At 40.2% G+C, this 17,946-nt stretch carries 15 protein-coding genes and 1 pseudogene; 4 read left to right on the top strand and 12 right to left on the bottom strand.

What is annotated here, in order from left to right; all coding sequences use genetic code 11:
• Positions 1-60: 60 nt before the first annotated feature.
• Positions 61-1,230 (bottom strand): RNA-guided endonuclease InsQ/TnpB family protein, encoded by a 1,170-nt coding sequence (locus D7029_RS03795; protein WP_194951882.1) that lies wholly within the window; start codon positions 1,228-1,230, stop codon positions 61-63.
• Between the two features lie 56 nt (positions 1,231-1,286).
• On the opposite strand from D7029_RS03795, the pseudogene tnpA reads away from it, so the two are divergent.
• Positions 1,287-1,711 (top strand): annotated as a pseudogene (gene tnpA / locus D7029_RS03790) (IS200/IS605 family transposase).
• A 13-nt stretch (positions 1,712-1,724) separates the two neighbouring features.
• On the opposite strand, the gene D7029_RS03785 reads toward tnpA, so the two are convergent.
• The 8 genes from D7029_RS03785 to apt all read right to left on the bottom strand — a co-directional run bounded on the left by D7029_RS03785 (position 1,725) and on the right by apt (position 11,192).
• On the bottom strand, positions 1,725-4,271 hold the full coding sequence (locus D7029_RS03785) for a TonB family protein (protein ID WP_194951881.1): 2,547 nt from the start codon (positions 4,269-4,271) through the stop codon (positions 1,725-1,727).
• Between the two features lie 15 nt (positions 4,272-4,286).
• Positions 4,287-5,762: a DNA-binding protein gene (locus D7029_RS03780; protein ID WP_194951880.1), complete on the bottom strand. Its 1,476-nt coding sequence runs from the start codon at positions 5,760-5,762 to the stop codon at positions 4,287-4,289.
• Positions 5,756-6,511, bottom strand: a complete 756-nt coding sequence (locus D7029_RS03775; RefSeq protein ID WP_194951879.1) for a PP2C family serine/threonine-protein phosphatase — start codon at positions 6,509-6,511, stop codon at positions 5,756-5,758. The genes D7029_RS03780 and D7029_RS03775 overlap by 7 nt, the downstream gene beginning before the upstream one ends.
• Positions 6,511-7,179 carry a vWA domain-containing protein gene (locus tag D7029_RS03770; protein WP_228766731.1) on the bottom strand — a complete coding sequence of 223 codons (669 nt, stop codon included), beginning with the start codon at positions 7,177-7,179 and terminating at the stop codon, positions 6,511-6,513. The genes D7029_RS03775 and D7029_RS03770 overlap by 1 nt, the downstream gene beginning before the upstream one ends.
• A 246-nt stretch (positions 7,180-7,425) precedes the next feature.
• A complete protein-coding gene (recR, locus tag D7029_RS03765) occupies positions 7,426-8,031 on the bottom strand; it encodes a recombination mediator RecR (RefSeq protein ID WP_194951877.1) in 606 nt (201 codons plus the stop codon).
• On the bottom strand, positions 8,031-8,360 hold the full coding sequence (locus D7029_RS03760) for a YbaB/EbfC family nucleoid-associated protein (protein WP_023580840.1): 330 nt from the start codon (positions 8,358-8,360) through the stop codon (positions 8,031-8,033). Before D7029_RS03760 ends, recR begins: the two co-directional genes overlap by 1 nt.
• A gap of 54 nt (positions 8,361-8,414) precedes the next feature.
• On the bottom strand, positions 8,415-10,388 hold the full coding sequence (dnaX, locus tag D7029_RS03755; RefSeq protein WP_088493662.1) for a DNA polymerase III subunit gamma/tau: 1,974 nt from the start codon (positions 10,386-10,388) through the stop codon (positions 8,415-8,417).
• A 252-nt stretch (positions 10,389-10,640) separates the two neighbouring features.
• On the bottom strand, positions 10,641-11,192 hold the full coding sequence (apt, locus tag D7029_RS03750; protein WP_036911661.1) for an adenine phosphoribosyltransferase: 552 nt from the start codon (positions 11,190-11,192) through the stop codon (positions 10,641-10,643).
• A 137-nt stretch (positions 11,193-11,329) separates the two neighbouring features.
• On the opposite strand from apt, the gene priC reads away from it, so the two are divergent.
• Together priC and rsmS are read left to right on the top strand one after the other, a co-directional pair.
• The gene (gene priC, locus D7029_RS03745; protein ID WP_088493663.1) at positions 11,330-11,872 is read left to right on the top strand and encodes a primosomal replication protein PriC; all 543 of its coding nucleotides are present in this window, start codon (positions 11,330-11,332) and stop codon (positions 11,870-11,872) included.
• Positions 11,873-11,883: 11 nt separating this feature from the next.
• Entirely contained in the window at positions 11,884-12,048 is a 165-nt protein-coding gene (gene rsmS, locus D7029_RS03740) for a pleiotropic regulatory protein RsmS (RefSeq protein WP_194951876.1), read from the top strand.
• Here rsmS and mscK read toward each other — a convergent pair whose 3' ends face one another.
• The 3 genes from mscK to acrR form a co-directional block, all read right to left on the bottom strand.
• Positions 12,049-15,471: a mechanosensitive channel MscK gene (gene mscK, locus D7029_RS03735; protein ID WP_194951875.1), complete on the bottom strand. Its 3,423-nt coding sequence runs from the start codon at positions 15,469-15,471 to the stop codon at positions 12,049-12,051.
• Between the two features lie 126 nt (positions 15,472-15,597).
• Entirely contained in the window at positions 15,598-15,951 is a 354-nt protein-coding gene (locus D7029_RS03730; protein WP_088493666.1) for a DsrE/DsrF/TusD sulfur relay family protein, read from the bottom strand.
• Positions 15,952-15,979: 28 nt separating this feature from the next.
• On the bottom strand, positions 15,980-16,624 hold the full coding sequence (gene acrR, locus D7029_RS03725) for a multidrug efflux transporter transcriptional repressor AcrR (RefSeq protein ID WP_088493667.1): 645 nt from the start codon (positions 16,622-16,624) through the stop codon (positions 15,980-15,982).
• Positions 16,625-16,748: 124 nt separating this feature from the next.
• On the opposite strand from acrR, the gene D7029_RS03720 reads away from it, so the two are divergent.
• Positions 16,749-17,942 (top strand): efflux RND transporter periplasmic adaptor subunit, encoded by a 1,194-nt coding sequence (locus D7029_RS03720; protein WP_088493668.1) that lies wholly within the window; start codon positions 16,749-16,751, stop codon positions 17,940-17,942.
• Positions 17,943-17,946: the final 4 nt, after the last annotated feature.

Genomic DNA, 17,946 nt, shown 5'->3' with positions numbered 1-17,946 from the left:
AATTGAATGATAATTATTGGGTGACTGCTCCCCGCCCTGTCGGGCGAAGCTTCCCACTTCTCAGGCCGCAACCGTCTGTGTGACGGATTTACGCTGGCCTCCATGGACAGAAACGACGAGTCCCGCCGCTTGTAATTCCAGTATGCCCTTGCGTTCGATGTTGATCGCCGCATTGATATCACGGTCATGCTCAACTCCGCATTCAGGACATTGCCAGATACGCTTATGTAATGGCATTTCCGGCATCCTGTGACCGCAGCAATGGCAGGTTTTCGAACTGGCAAACCATTGATCCAGTTTCACCACATGAACACCTTTTTCTGCTGCTTTGTATTCCAGTTTGGTGATAAATCCAGACCATCCCGCATCACCTATCGCACGAGCCAGATGGTGGTTTTTCATCATATTTGCCACTTTCAGCATCTCGACAATTATCGCTTGGTTTTCGTCAACAATTGCGCGAGATAACTTGTGCTGGAAATCGGCACGGGCATTGGCTACACGTTCGTGAACGGTTGCTAGTTGTATTCTAGCTTTGCGTCTGTTAACGCTCCCTTTTTTCTTGCGGGAGAGGGTTTTCTGCTTCCGGCGCAGATTGTGGCTGGCGTTGATAAGATGGCACGGATTGGCAATTTTATTGCCATCCGATTTGATGACAAAATGCGTCAGCCCCATATCGAGCCCCGTCACGTTTGATATCAGTGCAGGCTTCGCTGGCGCTTCCATTCCGTCGTCACAGAGTAGCGAGGCGTAATATTTCCCCGTTGCGGAACGGCTGATAGTAATACTTTTTAACGTGCCCGTAATTTCACGATGCAATCGTGCTTCAATCGCCGGGATTTTCGGAATTTTGACTGCATCATCCAGTACTTTCACCCCAACACAGTGATAGCTCGATTGTTTACCGTGTTTACGTTTGAATGCAGGGAAACGCGCTTTTAATTTCGGATTAAAGAAATTGGAAAAAGCCACATCGAGATTAATCACCGCCTGCTGCAACGCAATAGAATCATATTCTTTAAGCCATTCATATTTGCGGGATTTCTTCGCCACAGCAAGCAGTGGCTTGAGGTCTTTACGCGGGTTTAAATTTACGCCATGTCGCTGGTAAGCGTGTTTCTTGATATGCAGCGCTTTGTTGTACGCGAAACGAACCGCACCAAACTGAGCATTGAGATATTCAGCCTGTTTTGGTGTCGGGTAAATGCGTACTTTTGTTGCTCTTAACATAATCAGCGCTCATCGATATAATGCTGTTATTTTAACATGTTAGGTGAGTATATCAATTGAGTAATCATGATGATTTTCTGGCTGAATTCCTCCACAAGCGCCACAGTGTCAGCAAACTGGTTGTGCATCTGATCTTTACGACAAAATACCGCCGAAAACTTTTTGACGGGCGAATGATAGAGCAACTGCGTGATGCTTTTAGTTCTGCTGCGGGAAAACTTGAATGCGAAATTATTGAGATGGGCGGAGAGCCTGACCATGTGCATCTGCTGGTTGCTTACCCCCCAAAACTGGCGGTCAGTGTGATGGTAAACAACCTGAAATCGGTATCCTCACGCCTACTGCGCCAGCAGAATACACATTTACGATGCAAGGCAAAACTGGGCTTCTTTGGTCAAGATCGTACTTCGTCTGTAGTGCCGGAGGTGCGACGATTGAAACACTCAGAGCCTATGTTGAGAGTCAGTCAACACCTGACTGATCTTTAAAGCCCTTCAGTCATCCCCGCCCATATTGGGCGAGAGTTCACGGCAGATTTTGCTAAATTGAACGGATATCAAAAGTACATTACCTTTTCGAGCGGGTGAACCATTAAAACGCCATTGATATGCAGCATCAATAACAGCATTGTCTATGCTCATATCACCACTGCCTGATTTCAATAACACCACAGTAGGAATACCTTGAGGATCAACATCAAGTTGTAAGATCATATCCCCTGTTTTAGGTGCCGAGTCAGGTGCATTTACTTTTGGTAATGCCTGATCACTACCTTTGATACTCGCTGATGAGAAATCAATACTAAATGTCCGATTTGATTGCTCAATTTTATCGGTATTTAACGGTAAGCGAACAGCTTTACTATTCGGATCTGATGCGGGTATTGCACGTTGAGCCAATTGAATTTGTGTTAAGTCATCACTGAGATAATCATCTGAAGGCTTAACTTCAACACCTTCCGGTAAATAGCGCATATCCATTCTCGCTCGTAAGGTCTGATAGCGCTCTAATCGAGCACCTTCAAGTGTAGCTATCACCATTCTCATTTCTAGCATTTGCATTAAAGAGCTAACACTCTCTTGGGATTTTTGCTGTGTTGCCTTAGCAAATGCACCTGCCGCAATTTCAGGATCTTCGTCTAACCATGTTATTCCCCACCCTAACCAAACATCTTCACGAACGGGTTCTAATGCAATAGCCTGTTCAAAGTGAGTACGCGCATTAAGTAATAAAGTTTGCCAATACTCTTTATCTTGAGGATAAATTTTAGGAGAGCGGGATAAATTATTTGTCCCGATGTTGTAATATTGCAATTCAAAACGTGCCACTGTTCTCACGATATCAGCATTATCCTGATGAAGAGCGAGTTTTTCATTTAAAAAGCGAATGCTATTATCCCAACTTTCATGGTTATTTTTACCATCAGGCAATGTTTGCAACTCTTTTAAGATAGCTTGTAACGCTGCACGCTTTTCTTGCTGTTGTTTAGATAATCTAGGGTAATAAGAAGCATAAGGATCATAGTTAGAGCGAGTTACTTCTCTTCCATCTTCTAATTCAGGTGCTTGCTTTTTCAGTTTTGTATAAGCATTTTCAGTCAGTGTTATCCCTTTTGCATCTTGTCTCGCATAAGCTTTAACCAATGTTATCAATGTTGATTGTTGCTTAACCGCATACTCTTTCCAACCAAGACGGGTACTTTCAAAACGGACTGTCACACGTTGGCGATATCCATCTTTGTTTGGCATAAAACGCCAATAACGAGCGGCTTTAACCGCTTGATCATCAAAAACATTAACACCACTACTGTTTTGCACCCAAAGCCCTGAAATACGCCCTTGAGGATCAACATCAACGGATAAAATAACATCTGCTCGAGGGATATATTTTCTGATTGTTGGATAACGTATCTCAGTTAAGTTTTTCACTTCATTAGGTGATTCAACTATCACTTCTCCGGGATACTCTTTTCCCATCATTGATTGCATTTCAATATAAGTGGTTAAATCATTATTAATTGCATTACTCACTGGTAATCGCTGATTAGCAAGCTTAGTAACTTCTTCTGGTGGTGTACTGTTTTGTCGATAAAAACGATCTTCAATAACACGCGCTTGTAATATCTGATAAATCTGGCGCTGATTTTCACTAAGCTCTGAAATTGCTTTTTTCAACAATTGTTGTGCCGAAATATCATTATGACCTTGCTTAGCTTGCTTGAGTGTATCTGCCACCATTAAAGCTAACATCGCTTTTTCAATTTGTGCATCCAAAGAACGATGAGCAATATAAGTAAGTGCTAAAACTTGCCATGCCTCAGGTGATAATGGTGCAACAGCAATAACATTAATACCTGATTGCGTTAATTGAGCATCATTACTATTTGAAAGGGAAGCTAATGCCTGAGCAACCATAATCTCAGGTTGATTTAATAGCCAGTCGCCATAAAAATTGAGTGTTTTTACAGCTTCCGCACGTTCTGGTGTTCCCTTGGTATGAACTAAATAAGCTTCTTTCGCTTTTGTCGCTGCAGTCACATCATCACTAAAATAATCCAATCCTGGTAAAGCAATCCGCGCTTTTTCAATAGCGCTAATAGATGCCAGCGCCTTCGGTTGATTAGACCGAATAATATTACGGATCTCATTTTCACTATTAACAACAAAATAATGATAATTTTGCCATTCAGACTGTTCGATATTTTGTAAAACAAAACGACGACGATCTTCTAATTCACTCGTTGGGATCACTGAAAATGACACGCCCAACGTCATTAAAAGTACTAATCCACCACCACATAAATAGTAAATATTTTTAGCTCGCCACGATTGCAATAACATAACAATCGTCATAATAAGAGAGCCTAGCCATAATCCCAGTAAAAAATTACGCTCATCAAAGCGAACAGATGAGGGGAGAATTTTGCTATTAAAACTATCAATCAAGCTAAAGGTTGAAACTAAGAAGGCTGGCAACCAGAAAGGGAACAGTAACGTTATAACGCCAATAATAATCAGGATCAGCTTTATTCTTTTTGTCATGTTATTTTCCCTAAGTTATGGCTTTCTTTTCAAAATATGCATTGAAGGAAAAACAAAAAGAACTAACACAATAATGGCTGAAACCATTAAAAACATCACACTTAACATCGTTATTAATATTTGCTCAATATAATCCGCTTTGATTAAATCTGTGATCCAGCTAGAACCTAAACTACCGCTGGCTCCTTGTGGAATAAAATTCATTAGTAATACCCCAAAAAACACAGGGACTATCATGGCAATAGCCGTATGTAATATGACTTTGGGTACTTGGTTTATTGCATTTTTAACCGCTATAAATATCGCTGGCGGTTGAATCGGTTTCGCTGGCGTAGTTTGAGTTGGTGCTTGTCGGATATTCGCATTTTGTACTCTTTTTTGACGACTTTGTTCACGTTGCGTTTGGTTTTGTTTCTGAATAATTGCAACTTGCTGTAACTTCGCCTCTCTTGCACATGCTGCGCAAGCTTTACCTGCAAAATGCTGGTGGTTTTTATCTTTCTGACAAACCAACATTTGCTGCTTTTCAGGTTGTGCATATTCATAAAGCGCCGTCGCCCATATTTTGGCGCTTGGTCTTAATGAAGGCGCACCGGAAAACGCTTTATCAAAAAGAGTTCTTAATTTATCAGGTAATTGTTTATGTCCACTCGCCACACTGGGTGTAATTAAATTATGCGCTTTTACGCCATAACCATAAAAGCGCCCAGCAATACGCCTTGGGATATCCGTAGGTACAGTGTCGTTTTTAGGACGACCACTAAAAGGATGAATACCAAAATTAAGTAATTGAAAAATAATTACCGCTAAGGCAAATCGATCTTGCCACTCTTCTTCTGCTTCTGGAATAGTTTGCTTGGCTTGAAATTCAGGCGCTAAATATTCGACGGTAAATTGCCCAGCAGGATAACGTGTATTCTCGCCTTGAATACTAAATCCATCACAATCGAGAAGAGATATATACAAGCTTGATTTATAAAACCGCAAATTCAGCGGTTTCATATCAATAATGCGGTGCCCTTGTTGGTGCAAAGCATCAATCAATGAACAAAGGTTATAAGCAAGGCTAACTTTCGCCCCCATTCCCGTAGGTAAGCCATGAGCTTTAGCTTGGCGTTCTTGAAGAATGTATTCCAACTCAATCGTATTTTTGACATCAAGTTCAGGCATCACAAAGCCAACAAATTGCTTTTGGCTATTGTATAAACGAGCTTGAGGCCATGCGAGTTGGATAATAGGTGTATCGTTAACAGAGACAGGCTTTAATGCAGGTTCTAACTTCTGCATCGCCGTGATCTTTTTCAGATAATAGGCTTTATCAATTTTGTCATGATAAACTTTTGATACTTGGAAAGGTGCGTTATTAATATGGCTAACGCTACCTGCACCACCGCTTTTTATCAAATTACCTATTTGATAAACCTTGCCGTTTTCATCTTGTAATTGCGTAGATACTGATTGAGCTATCCCTTTCTTTCTCGCTTTTACCACAACTCTTCATCCCTGATGCAAATAACTAAGGTTTTATCATCGCCTGTGATTGAGTGTGTTCGAGGATCAGCTAAAGTCCCTGCTAATGCCTCACTTCCGCTATCTTCTGAGACCGTTTTTAAATAACGGATCACAGGGGTGATAAACGGTTCATAAAGGGCATCACACGCTTTATTCATAGCAAAAGGCTGTACACCATCAGACATCAAAACAACCTGTTTTACCGGTTTATTTAGGGGAATAACACGCAAATGTGCTTCCCAATTTTCTGATGTTACAAACCACGTTTGATTCGCATATTCTCCATTTTCAGGCTGTGATACATAACTTGTACCATCGCAGTATTCCACAACAGCAATACCATCACCTAAATGGAACAAATAGCCATTATCATCACCAACCCAACATGCAACCAGTGTTGATGCATATTCATTAAGCGCACACTGTTTTATTTCTGCATATTCGGCGAGCTGGAGGCGAATATCTTCAATAAGTTGCTTAGCCCCCTGTGTTATCTGTTTTTCGGTTAACAAATCAATATTTGGCCACTCTGTAATTCGTAGCGTAAATAACCGAGCAACCAGTTGAGCACCTTGTTCACTATAACGAGAAGAGCCAGCACCATCACAAACCGCAGCAATAAGATATTCACCTTTGCGACGAATAAAATAAGCATCCTGACAGGGGATTTGACGTTCTTGATGGGCAACGCCTGTCGCAGATGCCCCATAAGCTAACCAATCATTCATCAAACAGGTACACTCGCCCAAGAATCAGTTGAAGGTAATTGTGCTGTGCCACCCGGTGTTGATTGAGAAACCACCTGCATGCTGGCACTTAGCCATAAGAACAGTTCTTTAAATTGTAATCCCTTGAGCATTTTTACACCGTTAACACCATTACGACTAAAACTTCCCATCACTTCAGCTGATGCACCATCAACCATAATAGGAAATACCGCTGTTTTTTGACTTTCTTCGGCTTGGCGACAAAGTTGCGCCGCATGTTCCCATTGATCTGTCGGAACACCATCAGACATTAAAAATAACCAAGGACGAGTATAAGCAACGCCGGCTTGTTTAAAGCGTTGTTTTTCAGCTTCAATTTCTTCAAGCGCCAGCGTAATGGCTTGCCCCATCGGCGTTGTACCATTTGCCTCTAAAACAGGTGCCGTAAAGTCCATAGCATCTTTCCAATCACCATGAACTGTACATTGGTCGTATCCGCCATATTCAATCACTAAAATACGCACACGTTTCGCTGCAATAACGTCATTTTTTAGTTCTTGTTCAAGTAGCTTAAGACCTTCATTTAGTTGTTGAATTGGCTGTCCATACATACTACCAGAGCTATCTAGTACTAAGATCAGTGGGGTTCTTTGTTCACTATTATCAACCAAGGCTACGTCAGGGATCATAAGATGCTCCATCATTCAGTTATTATTTTTCATGATAATGATTAATGTAACATAAAGACGCAAAATTCATCAGAAAGAAAAAAGCGATAAATTGAAGATAAAGATATTTCTTAGAAAAAGCCCGTCTAAAAGCTTAACAAGCTGATTTTTGGCTAAAATTGCGAAGCTTTTCAAGTCTTAAGATGAAAAAAAAGCACCTCATTACATTGAGTAAAAAGGTGCTTTTTTAATAAACTATTTATGATGTTAATAGTGGATTTTTTGGCGTCCAGCAATAGAGTGCGAAAGCGTTGTACCATCAACCATTTCAAGCTCGCCTCCCACAGGAACTCCATGGGCAATTCGGCTAGCAGCAATATCATACTGAGCACAAATTTCAGCAATGTAATTGGCTGTAGCTTCACCTTCAACGGTCGGGTTAGTTGCCAAGATCACTTCTGAAATAGTCTCTTGGCTTAAGCGCTCTTCAAGTCTATCTAAACCAATATCCATCGGTCCAATGCCATCTAACGGGGATAAATGCCCCATTAAAACAAAGTATCGACCTGCAAACTGCCCTGTCTGCTCGATAGCATGAATATCCGCAGGACTTTCGACAACACAAATTTGCCCATTTTGCTGACGGCGAACATTGGCACAGATGGTGCACCGCTCTTCTTCAGTAAAGGTTCGGCAATCACTACAATGACCAATTTCAGACATTGCACGTGTGAGTGCTTGTGCAAGTCGCATACCACCGCTTCTATCACGTTGAAGCAGTTGGAAAGCCATTCGTTGCGCTGATTTAGGCCCGACACCGGGTAAACAACGTAACGCTTCCATTAATGATTCAAGAAGTGGGCTGGTTTGCATTAGAATGGCATCTTAAAGCCTGGTGGCAATTGCATACCGTTAGAAACAGAGGCCATTCTCTCTTTTTGCGTTTCATCAATACGACGCGCAGCATCATTAAAGGCAGCAGCAATCAGATCTTCCAGCATCTCTTTGTCATCTTCTAGCAGGCTAGGATCGATTTCAACACGACGGCAATTATGAGCACCATTGATAGTGATCTTAACTAAGCCAGCGCCAGATTCACCTGTCACTTCTAAGTTTGCGATCTCTTCTTGCATTTGTTGCATTTTTTCTTGCATTTGTTGGGCTTGCTTCATCAGATTACCCAAACCACCTTTTCCGAACATAATTGTCTCTCTTTGTAAAAGCCACACAGTATGAAGTCATACAACATGTTGCGATTAAACAGGTCGGATACTCTCTTCATCCAGTTCAGCATCAAAATATTGCTGTAATGTTTGAATCGTTTTATCCGTAATAATCGATTGACGCGATAACGCCAATTTTTCATCATAAATGGCTTGTCGCCACTCCAACGGTGTTTTTACCGCTGGATCATCATCTTCTATAATTGTGAGTGAAATTGCTTTTCCATGCAATTCACTTAACGCATTAGTGAGCGTGCGTAACGCATTTGCTGAATTTAAATGTTTCTGTTTAGTTCGTAAATGCAAAATAACGTTTTCTTCGCTTACTGTCTCTTTATACGCATTTAATGCCAGTTGTTGCACTAATTTAGGTAACGGCATTTTGTCAATTTCGGCAGCCCAAGCATCTCTTTCTTGTGATTCTTTAGCAATTTTCGCCGCTAATTCAGGTGTTTTTTCATATTCGAGAACTTCTTTGATCTCTTTTGGTGAAGAAACAACCTCTTGCGTTGACATTAATTCAGGATTTTGTGGACGCCACTGATACTCTTCTTTTTTCTTCTTTTCAGGCGCATTAGTCTGACGCTTAGCAACTTGCTGGCGTTTTTCACTCACGGCTGCTAGCCGCTCTAATGCACTAGCAGCCGGCTTAGCCCGATTAGGCGTCGCCGGTTCAGACTTTTTTGGCGGGGTTTGTTGTTCCGTCCCCTTTATTGCCTGCCTTGCTCTTAAAAGTTGTGCTGCGGGGCTATTGCCTAATGAAGCACTATTTTCTATTTGTGAAGAAGGTTGATGAGCCTTTTGAGACGAATGCGTTTGCGCCATTTGCGGTGCATTATGCTCAGACATCCTATTTGCTGGTAATGATGCTGACGGTAAAGTTTGTGCTAATGGCGCGGAAGGTATTTCATCAATCACTGTTTTAGGATGAAAAGCAAGCGCACGTAGCAGCGTCATTTCAACGCCCATACGTCTATCTGGCGCATAAGCCAGCTCTTTTCGCCCTACTAATAAGGTTTGATAATAGAGTTGTAAATCTTGTGGAGAAACAGATTTAGCCAATAAACGTAAGCGTTCTTGAGTAAATTGCTCTTGAGGATTTTCTTCACTAGGCAATAATTGCAACATTGCAATTTGATGCAGTAATGAGAGTGTTTCAACCAAGAAGTTTTCCCAGTCAGTACCTCTTGAAGCCACTTCATTAACCAGCGACATGACCTGTTGGCCATCGGCTTTTACCAGCGCTTCAATCAATGCCAAAGGCTGCGCATCATCAATCGTGCCTAGCATTTGGCTAACCACTTCTGCACTAACAACACCTTCGCCACTTGCAATAGCTTGGTCTGTTAGGCTTAACGCATCTCGCATACTGCCATCAGCAGCACGCGCAATAAGTTGACGCGCTCTTACGTCATTTTCAATATGCTCGGCTGAAAGTACTTTTTCGAGTTGTGTCGCAATCTGGTCGATATCTAATGCACGCAGATGAAATTGCAAGCAACGCGATAAAATCGTGACAGGTAATTTTTGTGGATCAGTCGTCGCTAATAAGAATTTAACGTGTTCTGGCGGCTCTTCTAATGTTTTTAATAGCGCATTAAAACTGTGGCGAGAAAGCATGTGAACTTCGTCTATTAGATAGACCTTAAAACGTCCACGAGCTGGCGCATATTGCACATTATCAAGCAGTTCACGGGTATCTTCTACCTTAGTACGAGATGCGGCATCGATTTCAATTAAATCGACAAAACGCCCTTGTTCTATTTCAAGGCAATTTGCACATTGACCACAAGGTTTACTCGTAATGCCAGTTTCACAATTAAGCCCTTTGGCAAATAATCGGGCAATAGTGGTTTTCCCGACACCTCTTGTGCCAGAAAAAAGATAGGCGTGATGAAGTCGCTGATGATCAAGACCATTAGCTAAAGCCGTCAACACATGACGTTGACCAACAACATCGTTAAAAGTTTGTGGGCGCCACTTACGGGCAAGTACCTGATAGCTCATTGATTCCGCTAAATTTGAACAAGATTTATCTCTATGCTAACACAGGGACGACCTATTGAGCGAGATTTGTAAGAAACAAATGAGATATTGATGAAAGAAGTAGCAGAAATTTAAGATAAAATAAGAGGTAACAATTGTGCGGGCAATATACATTTATAAAATAGAAAAACTTATAAACGATATATAAACACCCGCACTCTTACTTATGTTTACGATAAGAGCTCATTCGCCCTTCTCTAAACAGTGAAGATATTAATGTCCTGGAAAATCAACCAGTGTAAAGCTGTGAACACCTTGTTTTTCTAAGCGTTCGATACCGCCTAAATCAGGTAAGCAGATAATGAAAGCAGCTTCTGTCACAGTGCCACCTAAACGGCGGATAAGACGAGCAGTTGCTTCAATGGTGCCACCCGTTGCCAGTAAATCATCAACCATTAATACTTTGTCTTGATCCGTAATGCTATCTTTGTGGATCTCTAAAGTATCTGTGCCGTATTCCAGATCATAAGTTTCACTGAGCGTTTCGCGAGGCAATTTACCTTTTTTACGAACAGGAACAAAACCAACACCTAGGCGTAAAGCAACCGGAGCACCAAATAAGAAGCCACGCGCTTCGGTACCCACAACTTTAGTGATACCCTGACCTTGATAGTGTTCTACCAATAAATCAATGGTTGCCTGATATGCAGCAGGATTATCCAATAACGTAGTGATATCACGGAATAATATCCCTTCTTTTGGATAATCAGGAATGGTTTCAATACTGTCTTTAATAAATTGCAGTTGTTGCGCGTTAGCAGTCATAATCAGTGCCATAATAAAAAACGAAACGATAGAATCTATGCAATATGCCGTTAAAATGCAACAGAAAGCCAATTAACAACTCTTTTTTGTTGCTTTAAGTCAATTCATGTTTTTATCAAAACAGGGACAAGAACCAGATGAATAAACCCGATCCTTTAAGCTTGTTTAAAAAACAGATAGACAATCTTGCCGAAACAGTAGCACCTATTGCAAACAAAAAAATTGCAGCACCTTGCTTCGACACAGCACTGTTCCACCGCCGAAGTGATTCCCTTGGTGGCTATATGCAACAGATCCGCGATAATTTTACCCAGTTAATCGCTTGTGTTGAGGCACAACGAAGCCAGCAGGTTAAATTTCTGGCCACACAAATCCTACAACAAATTGAAGCATTAACTCGTGAATTATCGACACAAACACTAAGAAAGCAAGAGAACCAGCTTACTCAACGAAAAAAAAGTGTCGATTTATACCAAAAGCTTGCCCAACATCAGGATTATGAGCGTCGATTACAAGCCATGATCCAAGATAGAGAGCTTTCATTAACGCAAGCACAAAGCTTTATGAAGCAACAAGAGTTACAAAAAGAGATTGCTGCTCTTGAAAATCGCCTTGCACGCTGCAAAAACGCCCTGTTTTCTATCGAAAAGAGTATTGAGAAACAAGAAGATAAATTTTAAAGGGAGTGACAATGAGTTTAAAAGAAGCACCTGAGTCTGTTCAATTGGCAGTCGATCTTATCTATTTACTTGAAAGCCACCATATTGATCCTAAAACAGCACTAGAAGCCCTTGAGATTGTGCGCCAAGATTATGAAAAAAAATTGGCGGCACAATCTCCCCATTCATCTCTTTAATTAAGCAAAAGGCGTATTGGCTTCAGGTGTTGAGCCATCAAGAGGACGTTTTATCTCTTGTACTTCATCACCTTGTTTATTATGTAAATAGACATCAAGTTGGTTAAACGCGATATTGATATTATTTTCATTACATAGTTTATCAATAGCACGGTTAACTTCATCTATTGCAATACTTCTATCACCTAATGTTCTGACATAAAAACGCAAATCATGATTTAGGGTACTTGCCCCAAATTCAGTAAATAGCACCACAGGTTCTGGCTCTGTCATCACCCTGACATTATCTTTAGCCGCTTTCATTAAGATCTCTTTGACCTTATCGAGATCAGAGCCATAAGCAACACCTACTTGAATAATAATACGTGTCACCGTATCAGATAATGTCCAGTTAATAAGCCGTTCGGTTACAAACGCTTTATTTGGAATAATCACTTCTTTGCGATCGAAGTCAGTCACTGTGGTTGCCCTAATACGAATTCGGCTAACTGTGCCGGAATAAGTACCAATAGTAACCGTATCACCAATTCTGACGGGTCTTTCGAACAAGATAATTAAGCCAGATACAAAGTTGGCAAATATTTCTTGTAAACCAAACCCTAAACCAACCGTTAAAGCCGCAGCTAACCATTGCAATTTCTCCCATGCTACACCTAATATTCCCAGTGATACGATGGTTCCGATAGCAATAATAATGTAGGTCAAAATGGTTGTGATCGCGTAAGAAGCACCTTGTTGCAGTTTTATACGGGATAAAATTAATACTTCTAATAAACCCGGTAAGTTTCTCGTCATAAACCAAGAAATTGCCATAATAGAAACAGACAATAATAGATCAGCAACAGTAACTGCCTTAACAACATTACCGAGTTCTGTTGGTAAATTGTAACTCCAGAGCGTTATTCCATCTAAATAGGTAAAGACCGTAATAAAATCAGACCAGATTCCATAGAAACTAGAAGCAAAGATGATAAATAAGATCATCGTTGTCAGTCTTAATGATTGCTGATTGATTTGATCCATATCCATAGGTGGCTCTTGAATAGGTTCAAGGCTGTTATCTTCACCTTCTTTTTTCTCTTTTAACATAGCTTGTCTACGTTCAAGAGCTCGGCGATAAGCAAGCCTTCTAGCCGCAACAGTTAATCCGCGTAAACTGGCGTGGTAAGCAATAAACCACAACATAAGCAGATATAAACTGTCGATCCAACGATTTGCCAAACGTAACGCCGTATAGTAATAACCAAAAATAACCAGACCCATTAGAATTAAAGGTGAAAACGTTAATAAGGTAATCACAACGGTTCTAACAACATGGTTGCCTTTCTCTTGCCACATTTCACGGCAAAATGGCAGTGCGAAGAAACTAATACCAAATAACGAAATAATCGCAACCAACTGCCCAATAACATCGCCCACCAGTAATAATGGATTATTAATCCCATAAGCAGAAAGCAGAATAATAGGCAACATAGGAAGAGAGAGTCGCAATAAACGTCTACGGTTTTGCTGGACCCGTTCTACTGGAATTTTGAAATGTTTTACTGCAACACCATTGTCAGACATTAAGCGATAAGACCATTCAAACATCAGCCAAAATACCGCAAATTGCCAAGCGAAAGACCAGATAAATTCTTGCTGTACATTAAAGCTATTGATTAGCCAATATCCTATCGCTAAGACGAAACAAGAGAGCGGTAATGTTTTTAGAAAGACAATTCCCAGCGCGAGTGGTGTATGTAGCTGTGAATCTTTATTGAGTTTATTAATATCCCCATTGAGTTTTTCAAACTGGATATCAAGTTTCTTACGCTGCCAAATCAGTATTGAACCGAACAAAATTAGTGCAATAAGAACAGGAAGTGATTTCTTAGCCCCGATCAGCAGATTTTCATTTGACCAATTAAGTTTAAAACCTTGAAATTCGGCAACAGCCTGAGCAGGAAATGTTGAGAACCAATTGAGATTAATCGGCTTATTACTGCTTACCCAGAAAATTTGCTGAGCCAATGTATTTTCGAGTGAGCTCACTACACTGCGTAATTGCTGTTGATCCATTTGCAGGTTAATCGAACCTGAGATTTGATTACCCAATTGATTATTGAGCTTATCAAGTAATTCACGTCGAGCGTCAACAAGCAATTCTAATGCACTACGTAGCTCTTTTTGCGCATTAGGATCTGTCACTTCAGGATGGGCGACTTGGTATTCATGCATCAACTGATCAATATAAATACTCGGCTGTATTATCTGATCACGTTGTTTGTTTATTTCAAATTGTTCTAAGCGTAAGTCTGCAATTTTATCGGGTAGATTATTAATAAAAATGCCATCAGGTAAATCGACCTGCTCTTCAAATAAAATACGAGAAAGCAATAAGCTTCCTTTGAGCACATCAATTTGTTCTTTTAAATTTCGCTCAGATTGAATGGCTCTGTCTAAACGGTTTTTAACCATTAAGCTATGGCGATTTAACTCATTATTATTTTGCGTTGTAACAATCAGCTTATCACTAAGCTGCTTATTGATTTCTGTTTGCGCTAAATAAAAAGGATTACTATTAATGACCTGATTTTCAAGCCCTGCGCTTTGCGCTTCTTTCGCTGTTTCTTCTGAACTGTCTAAACGCTTATCACTAATCGCGTCTTGAATTAGTTGAGCATGTTCTTGGGAAAGATCGATGTAAGCAGAACTATAATCACGTTGAAGTTGTAATAGGCTTTGCAACTGCACATTAGATTGTAAGGTGCGCTTTTGATAATTATTCTGTTGTTGAAGATAGTATTGCTCCAATTGCAATAACTGTACTGCTGAAGGTCGCATTTGCGCTTTATCTGCACTGCTTTTATTCAATAATGTTCTTATTTGTTGCAGTCTTTCTGAGTTATTAAATAACACAGATTGCGCCCTTTCTGGTTGTGTTTGTAACACAATAAGTTCATTGCTGTAATTTGCTAAATCATCTTGAGCTTTTTGTAATGATTGTAAAACGCTCTCTAATTGTGACTCTAACGTTGCTAACGGCAATGCTTCCAGTGACTTTTGATAGTCTTCCGTTTCTTTATTAGCGACTTTCTGTTTTAATTGATTAAGTTGATATTGTGCATTACGCAGTTTTTCAGGTAATTGCTCTACGGTTTTGTCATAACTCGCTAATTTTTTTTCTAACTGTTGAATGTTATCAAGTAATAAGAGCGATTGTTCAAGGTCAGCAATCGTTAATTTATCTTCTGCACTTAACTCACTACGTTTGTTTAATAAATTAAGCTGGTTTTGGATGCTTTCTTGAGTAGGTAAATTACTGGGGACCGCAGCTAAAACAGAGGTGATGGAGAAACTCCAAATAATAAAAATAATAACCGAGACAGAAACAACCGTCATTATTCGATTATTAAACTGAGAGAAAAAAGTTTGATTACGCATCGTTAAGCAACTTGTTCAATTAATATTGAAAAACTGTTCATTATTATAATCCAATTGCTTTAAATTGGCAGTGTAAACAGCACAAGTTGCTTGATTTGTTTCTCGCCTGAGAAAACGAAATGGCGATCAGAAAGTCAGTATTTTATCAGCGTCTAATGTCCACTGAGCTAAATCTACTAATGTGCCTAACTCTGCGCCATCAACAAGTGGTAACTCACTGATGCCACGGGTATCTGTGCATGTTTTACAGAGTTTAACTGGAACATTCTGTGCTGTTAAAATTTCCAACATTTGCTGTAAGTTATAACCTTCTTTAGGTTGTTGACGAGCTAAAGCCCCTGTTACGGCATCTGACATTAAAAAAATATTTAATTCAGTTTCTGGATGCTGCTCTTTTAATGTTATTGATAAACGCAGGGCGTTAAATAATGATTCATTACCATAAGCTGCACCATTAGCAATAACTAATACCTTACTCATAAACATCTTCCTCAAGTTTAATAAGAAATTAAGATGGCGTTGATATTCTCATATTTGCGCTGTGCTTTATCATATCAATAAAGCTATCAACCAAATATTGACATTCATCTTTGATAGAAAAACTTTCTGGTGAAAATAACCAGTTTTCGGCAAGGCCTGTCATCATTGCTCTTAACATGATGGCAGATCTTCTTAAATTAAGGTCGGCAGGAAGTTGTTTTTTTTCAATACAACGAGATAAAGACTGTTCTATTCTGGAGTGATCGGCTGCACACAATTCTCTGCGAATTTCAACAATTGGTGTCATTTCACCGACAAATTCGCATTTATGGAAATATATTTCTAAAAGTGCATTATGTTTGGGATCTTCGACAATCGATGTCAATATGTAAATAAGCAATTCTCTTAATACAAATAGTGGATCATCTGGATATTTTGTTTGATACTCTATTTCTAAAGATTCTATTTTTAAGTCGGTGAGTTCGCACGCTTCAGTAAATAAATCCACTTTATTTTTAAAGTGCCAATATATTGCGCCACGGGTAACACCTGCCGCGGATGCAATATCTGAAAGTGATGTGGCAGAAACGCCTTGCACAGTAAACAGCCTAAGTGCAGCATCAATAATCTGCTGTTTTGTTTCTTGTGCCTGCCGTTTAGTTTTTCGTGCCATTAATCCTCGATTTTGACTGAAGTTAATTTACATACATTCATGTATGTTTGTACTATACATCGCAACCAATCATCAACTTAATTATTTTTATCCCGGGAAACAACGTTTGAATAGAGGTTTTCTTATGCGAAAAAACAGAGGGGTTTTGCCTCTGGCTCTGTTAGTGCTATCAGGCAGCTTGGTTCTTGCTGGATGTGACGACAAAGCTAAACAGTCTGCTGGGGGTCCACCTCCTGCACCGGCTGTCGGTGTTGTGACTTTAGGGGCGCAAGCTCTGACAATCACCACTGATTTACCTGGTCGTACATCAGCCTTCCGTATTGCTGAAGTTCGTCCTCAAGTTGGCGGCATTATTTTAAAACGCAATTATACCGAAGGTAGCTATGTAGAAGCAGGTACATCTTTGTACCAAATCGACCCAGCTATGTTTGAAGCAACTTTAAATAGTGCACAAGCTGAACTGGCTAAAGCTAAAGCTAATGCTGAAATAGCTCGTCTCACTGTGGAGCGTTATAAGCCTCTGCTGGGTACAAACTATGTCAGTAAACAAGATTTTGACTCTGCAACTTCTCAGTATGCACAGGCTGTTGCCGCTGTTAGAGCAGGCGAAGCTGCTGTAACAACAGCAAAAATTAATCTTGGATATACCAAAGTAACGGCACCAATTTCAGGCCGTTCAGGTAAGTCCAGTGTCACCGAAGGTGCGCTTGTCGCTCCGGGTCAACAAGTTGCACTGACGACTGTTCAGCAAATTGATCCGATCTACGTCAATGTGACTCAGTCGAGTGAAGATTACCTGAAGCTCAAAAATGAAATTGAAAGTGGTGTTATTCGTCAAGAGCAAGGCAAACCTGTTGTTCATTTAACACTGACTAATGGGCAAGCTTACGCAGAGAAAGGTCATTTAGAATTTTCTGATGTAACTGTTGATGAGACAACAGGCTCAATTACTATGCGTGCTATCGTACCTAACCCAAATGGGGAATTATTACCAGGTATGTTTGTTCGCACTAAATTAGAAAATGGTATTCGCCAAAATGCAGTTTTGATCCCACAACAAGCTGTTGTTCGTACTGCTCGTGGTGATGCAACAGCAATGGTTGTTAATAAAGACAACGTTGTTGAAGTTCGTACCATCGAAGTGTCACAAGCTGTTGGTAATAAATGGCTCGTTAATAGTGGTGTTCAGGCTGGTGAGCGCGTTATCGTTTCTGGATTGCAAAAAGCAAAACCAAAAATGACAGTAACGCCTCAAGAAGAGAATTTAGATGCGAAGCCATCACCTGAACAAACTGAGCCAGCTAAGAATCCTCAATAAGGAG

Source organism: Proteus vulgaris, assembly GCF_016647575.1.
Classification (GTDB): domain Bacteria; phylum Pseudomonadota; class Gammaproteobacteria; order Enterobacterales; family Enterobacteriaceae; genus Proteus; species Proteus mirabilis_B.
Note: the sequence above shows the minus strand (reverse complement) of the source record. Positions and strands in the feature narration are given on the sequence as shown.

Coding starts and splice junctions, on each gene's coding strand:
- D7029_RS03795 (WP_194951882.1), bottom strand. CDS start 1,230: ATGTTAAGAGCAACAAAAGTACGCATTTACCCGACACCAAAACAGGCT.
- D7029_RS03785 (WP_194951881.1), bottom strand. CDS start 4,271: ATGACAAAAAGAATAAAGCTGATCCTGATTATTATTGGCGTTATAACG.
- D7029_RS03775 (WP_194951879.1), bottom strand. CDS start 6,511: ATGAATGATTGGTTAGCTTATGGGGCATCTGCGACAGGCGTTGCCCAT.
- D7029_RS03770 (WP_228766731.1), bottom strand. CDS start 7,179: ATGATCCCTGACGTAGCCTTGGTTGATAATAGTGAACAAAGAACCCCA.
- recR (WP_194951877.1), bottom strand. CDS start 8,031: ATGCAAACCAGCCCACTTCTTGAATCATTAATGGAAGCGTTACGTTGT.
- D7029_RS03760 (WP_023580840.1), bottom strand. CDS start 8,360: ATGTTCGGAAAAGGTGGTTTGGGTAATCTGATGAAGCAAGCCCAACAA.
- dnaX (WP_088493662.1), bottom strand. CDS start 10,388: ATGAGCTATCAGGTACTTGCCCGTAAGTGGCGCCCACAAACTTTTAAC.
- apt (WP_036911661.1), bottom strand. CDS start 11,192: ATGACTGCTAACGCGCAACAACTGCAATTTATTAAAGACAGTATTGAA.
- priC (WP_088493663.1), top strand. CDS start 11,330: ATGAATAAACCCGATCCTTTAAGCTTGTTTAAAAAACAGATAGACAAT.
- rsmS (WP_194951876.1), top strand. CDS start 11,884: ATGAGTTTAAAAGAAGCACCTGAGTCTGTTCAATTGGCAGTCGATCTT.
- mscK (WP_194951875.1), bottom strand. CDS start 15,471: ATGCGTAATCAAACTTTTTTCTCTCAGTTTAATAATCGAATAATGACG.
- D7029_RS03730 (WP_088493666.1), bottom strand. CDS start 15,951: ATGAGTAAGGTATTAGTTATTGCTAATGGTGCAGCTTATGGTAATGAA.
- acrR (WP_088493667.1), bottom strand. CDS start 16,624: ATGGCACGAAAAACTAAACGGCAGGCACAAGAAACAAAACAGCAGATT.
- D7029_RS03720 (WP_088493668.1), top strand. CDS start 16,749: ATGCGAAAAAACAGAGGGGTTTTGCCTCTGGCTCTGTTAGTGCTATCA.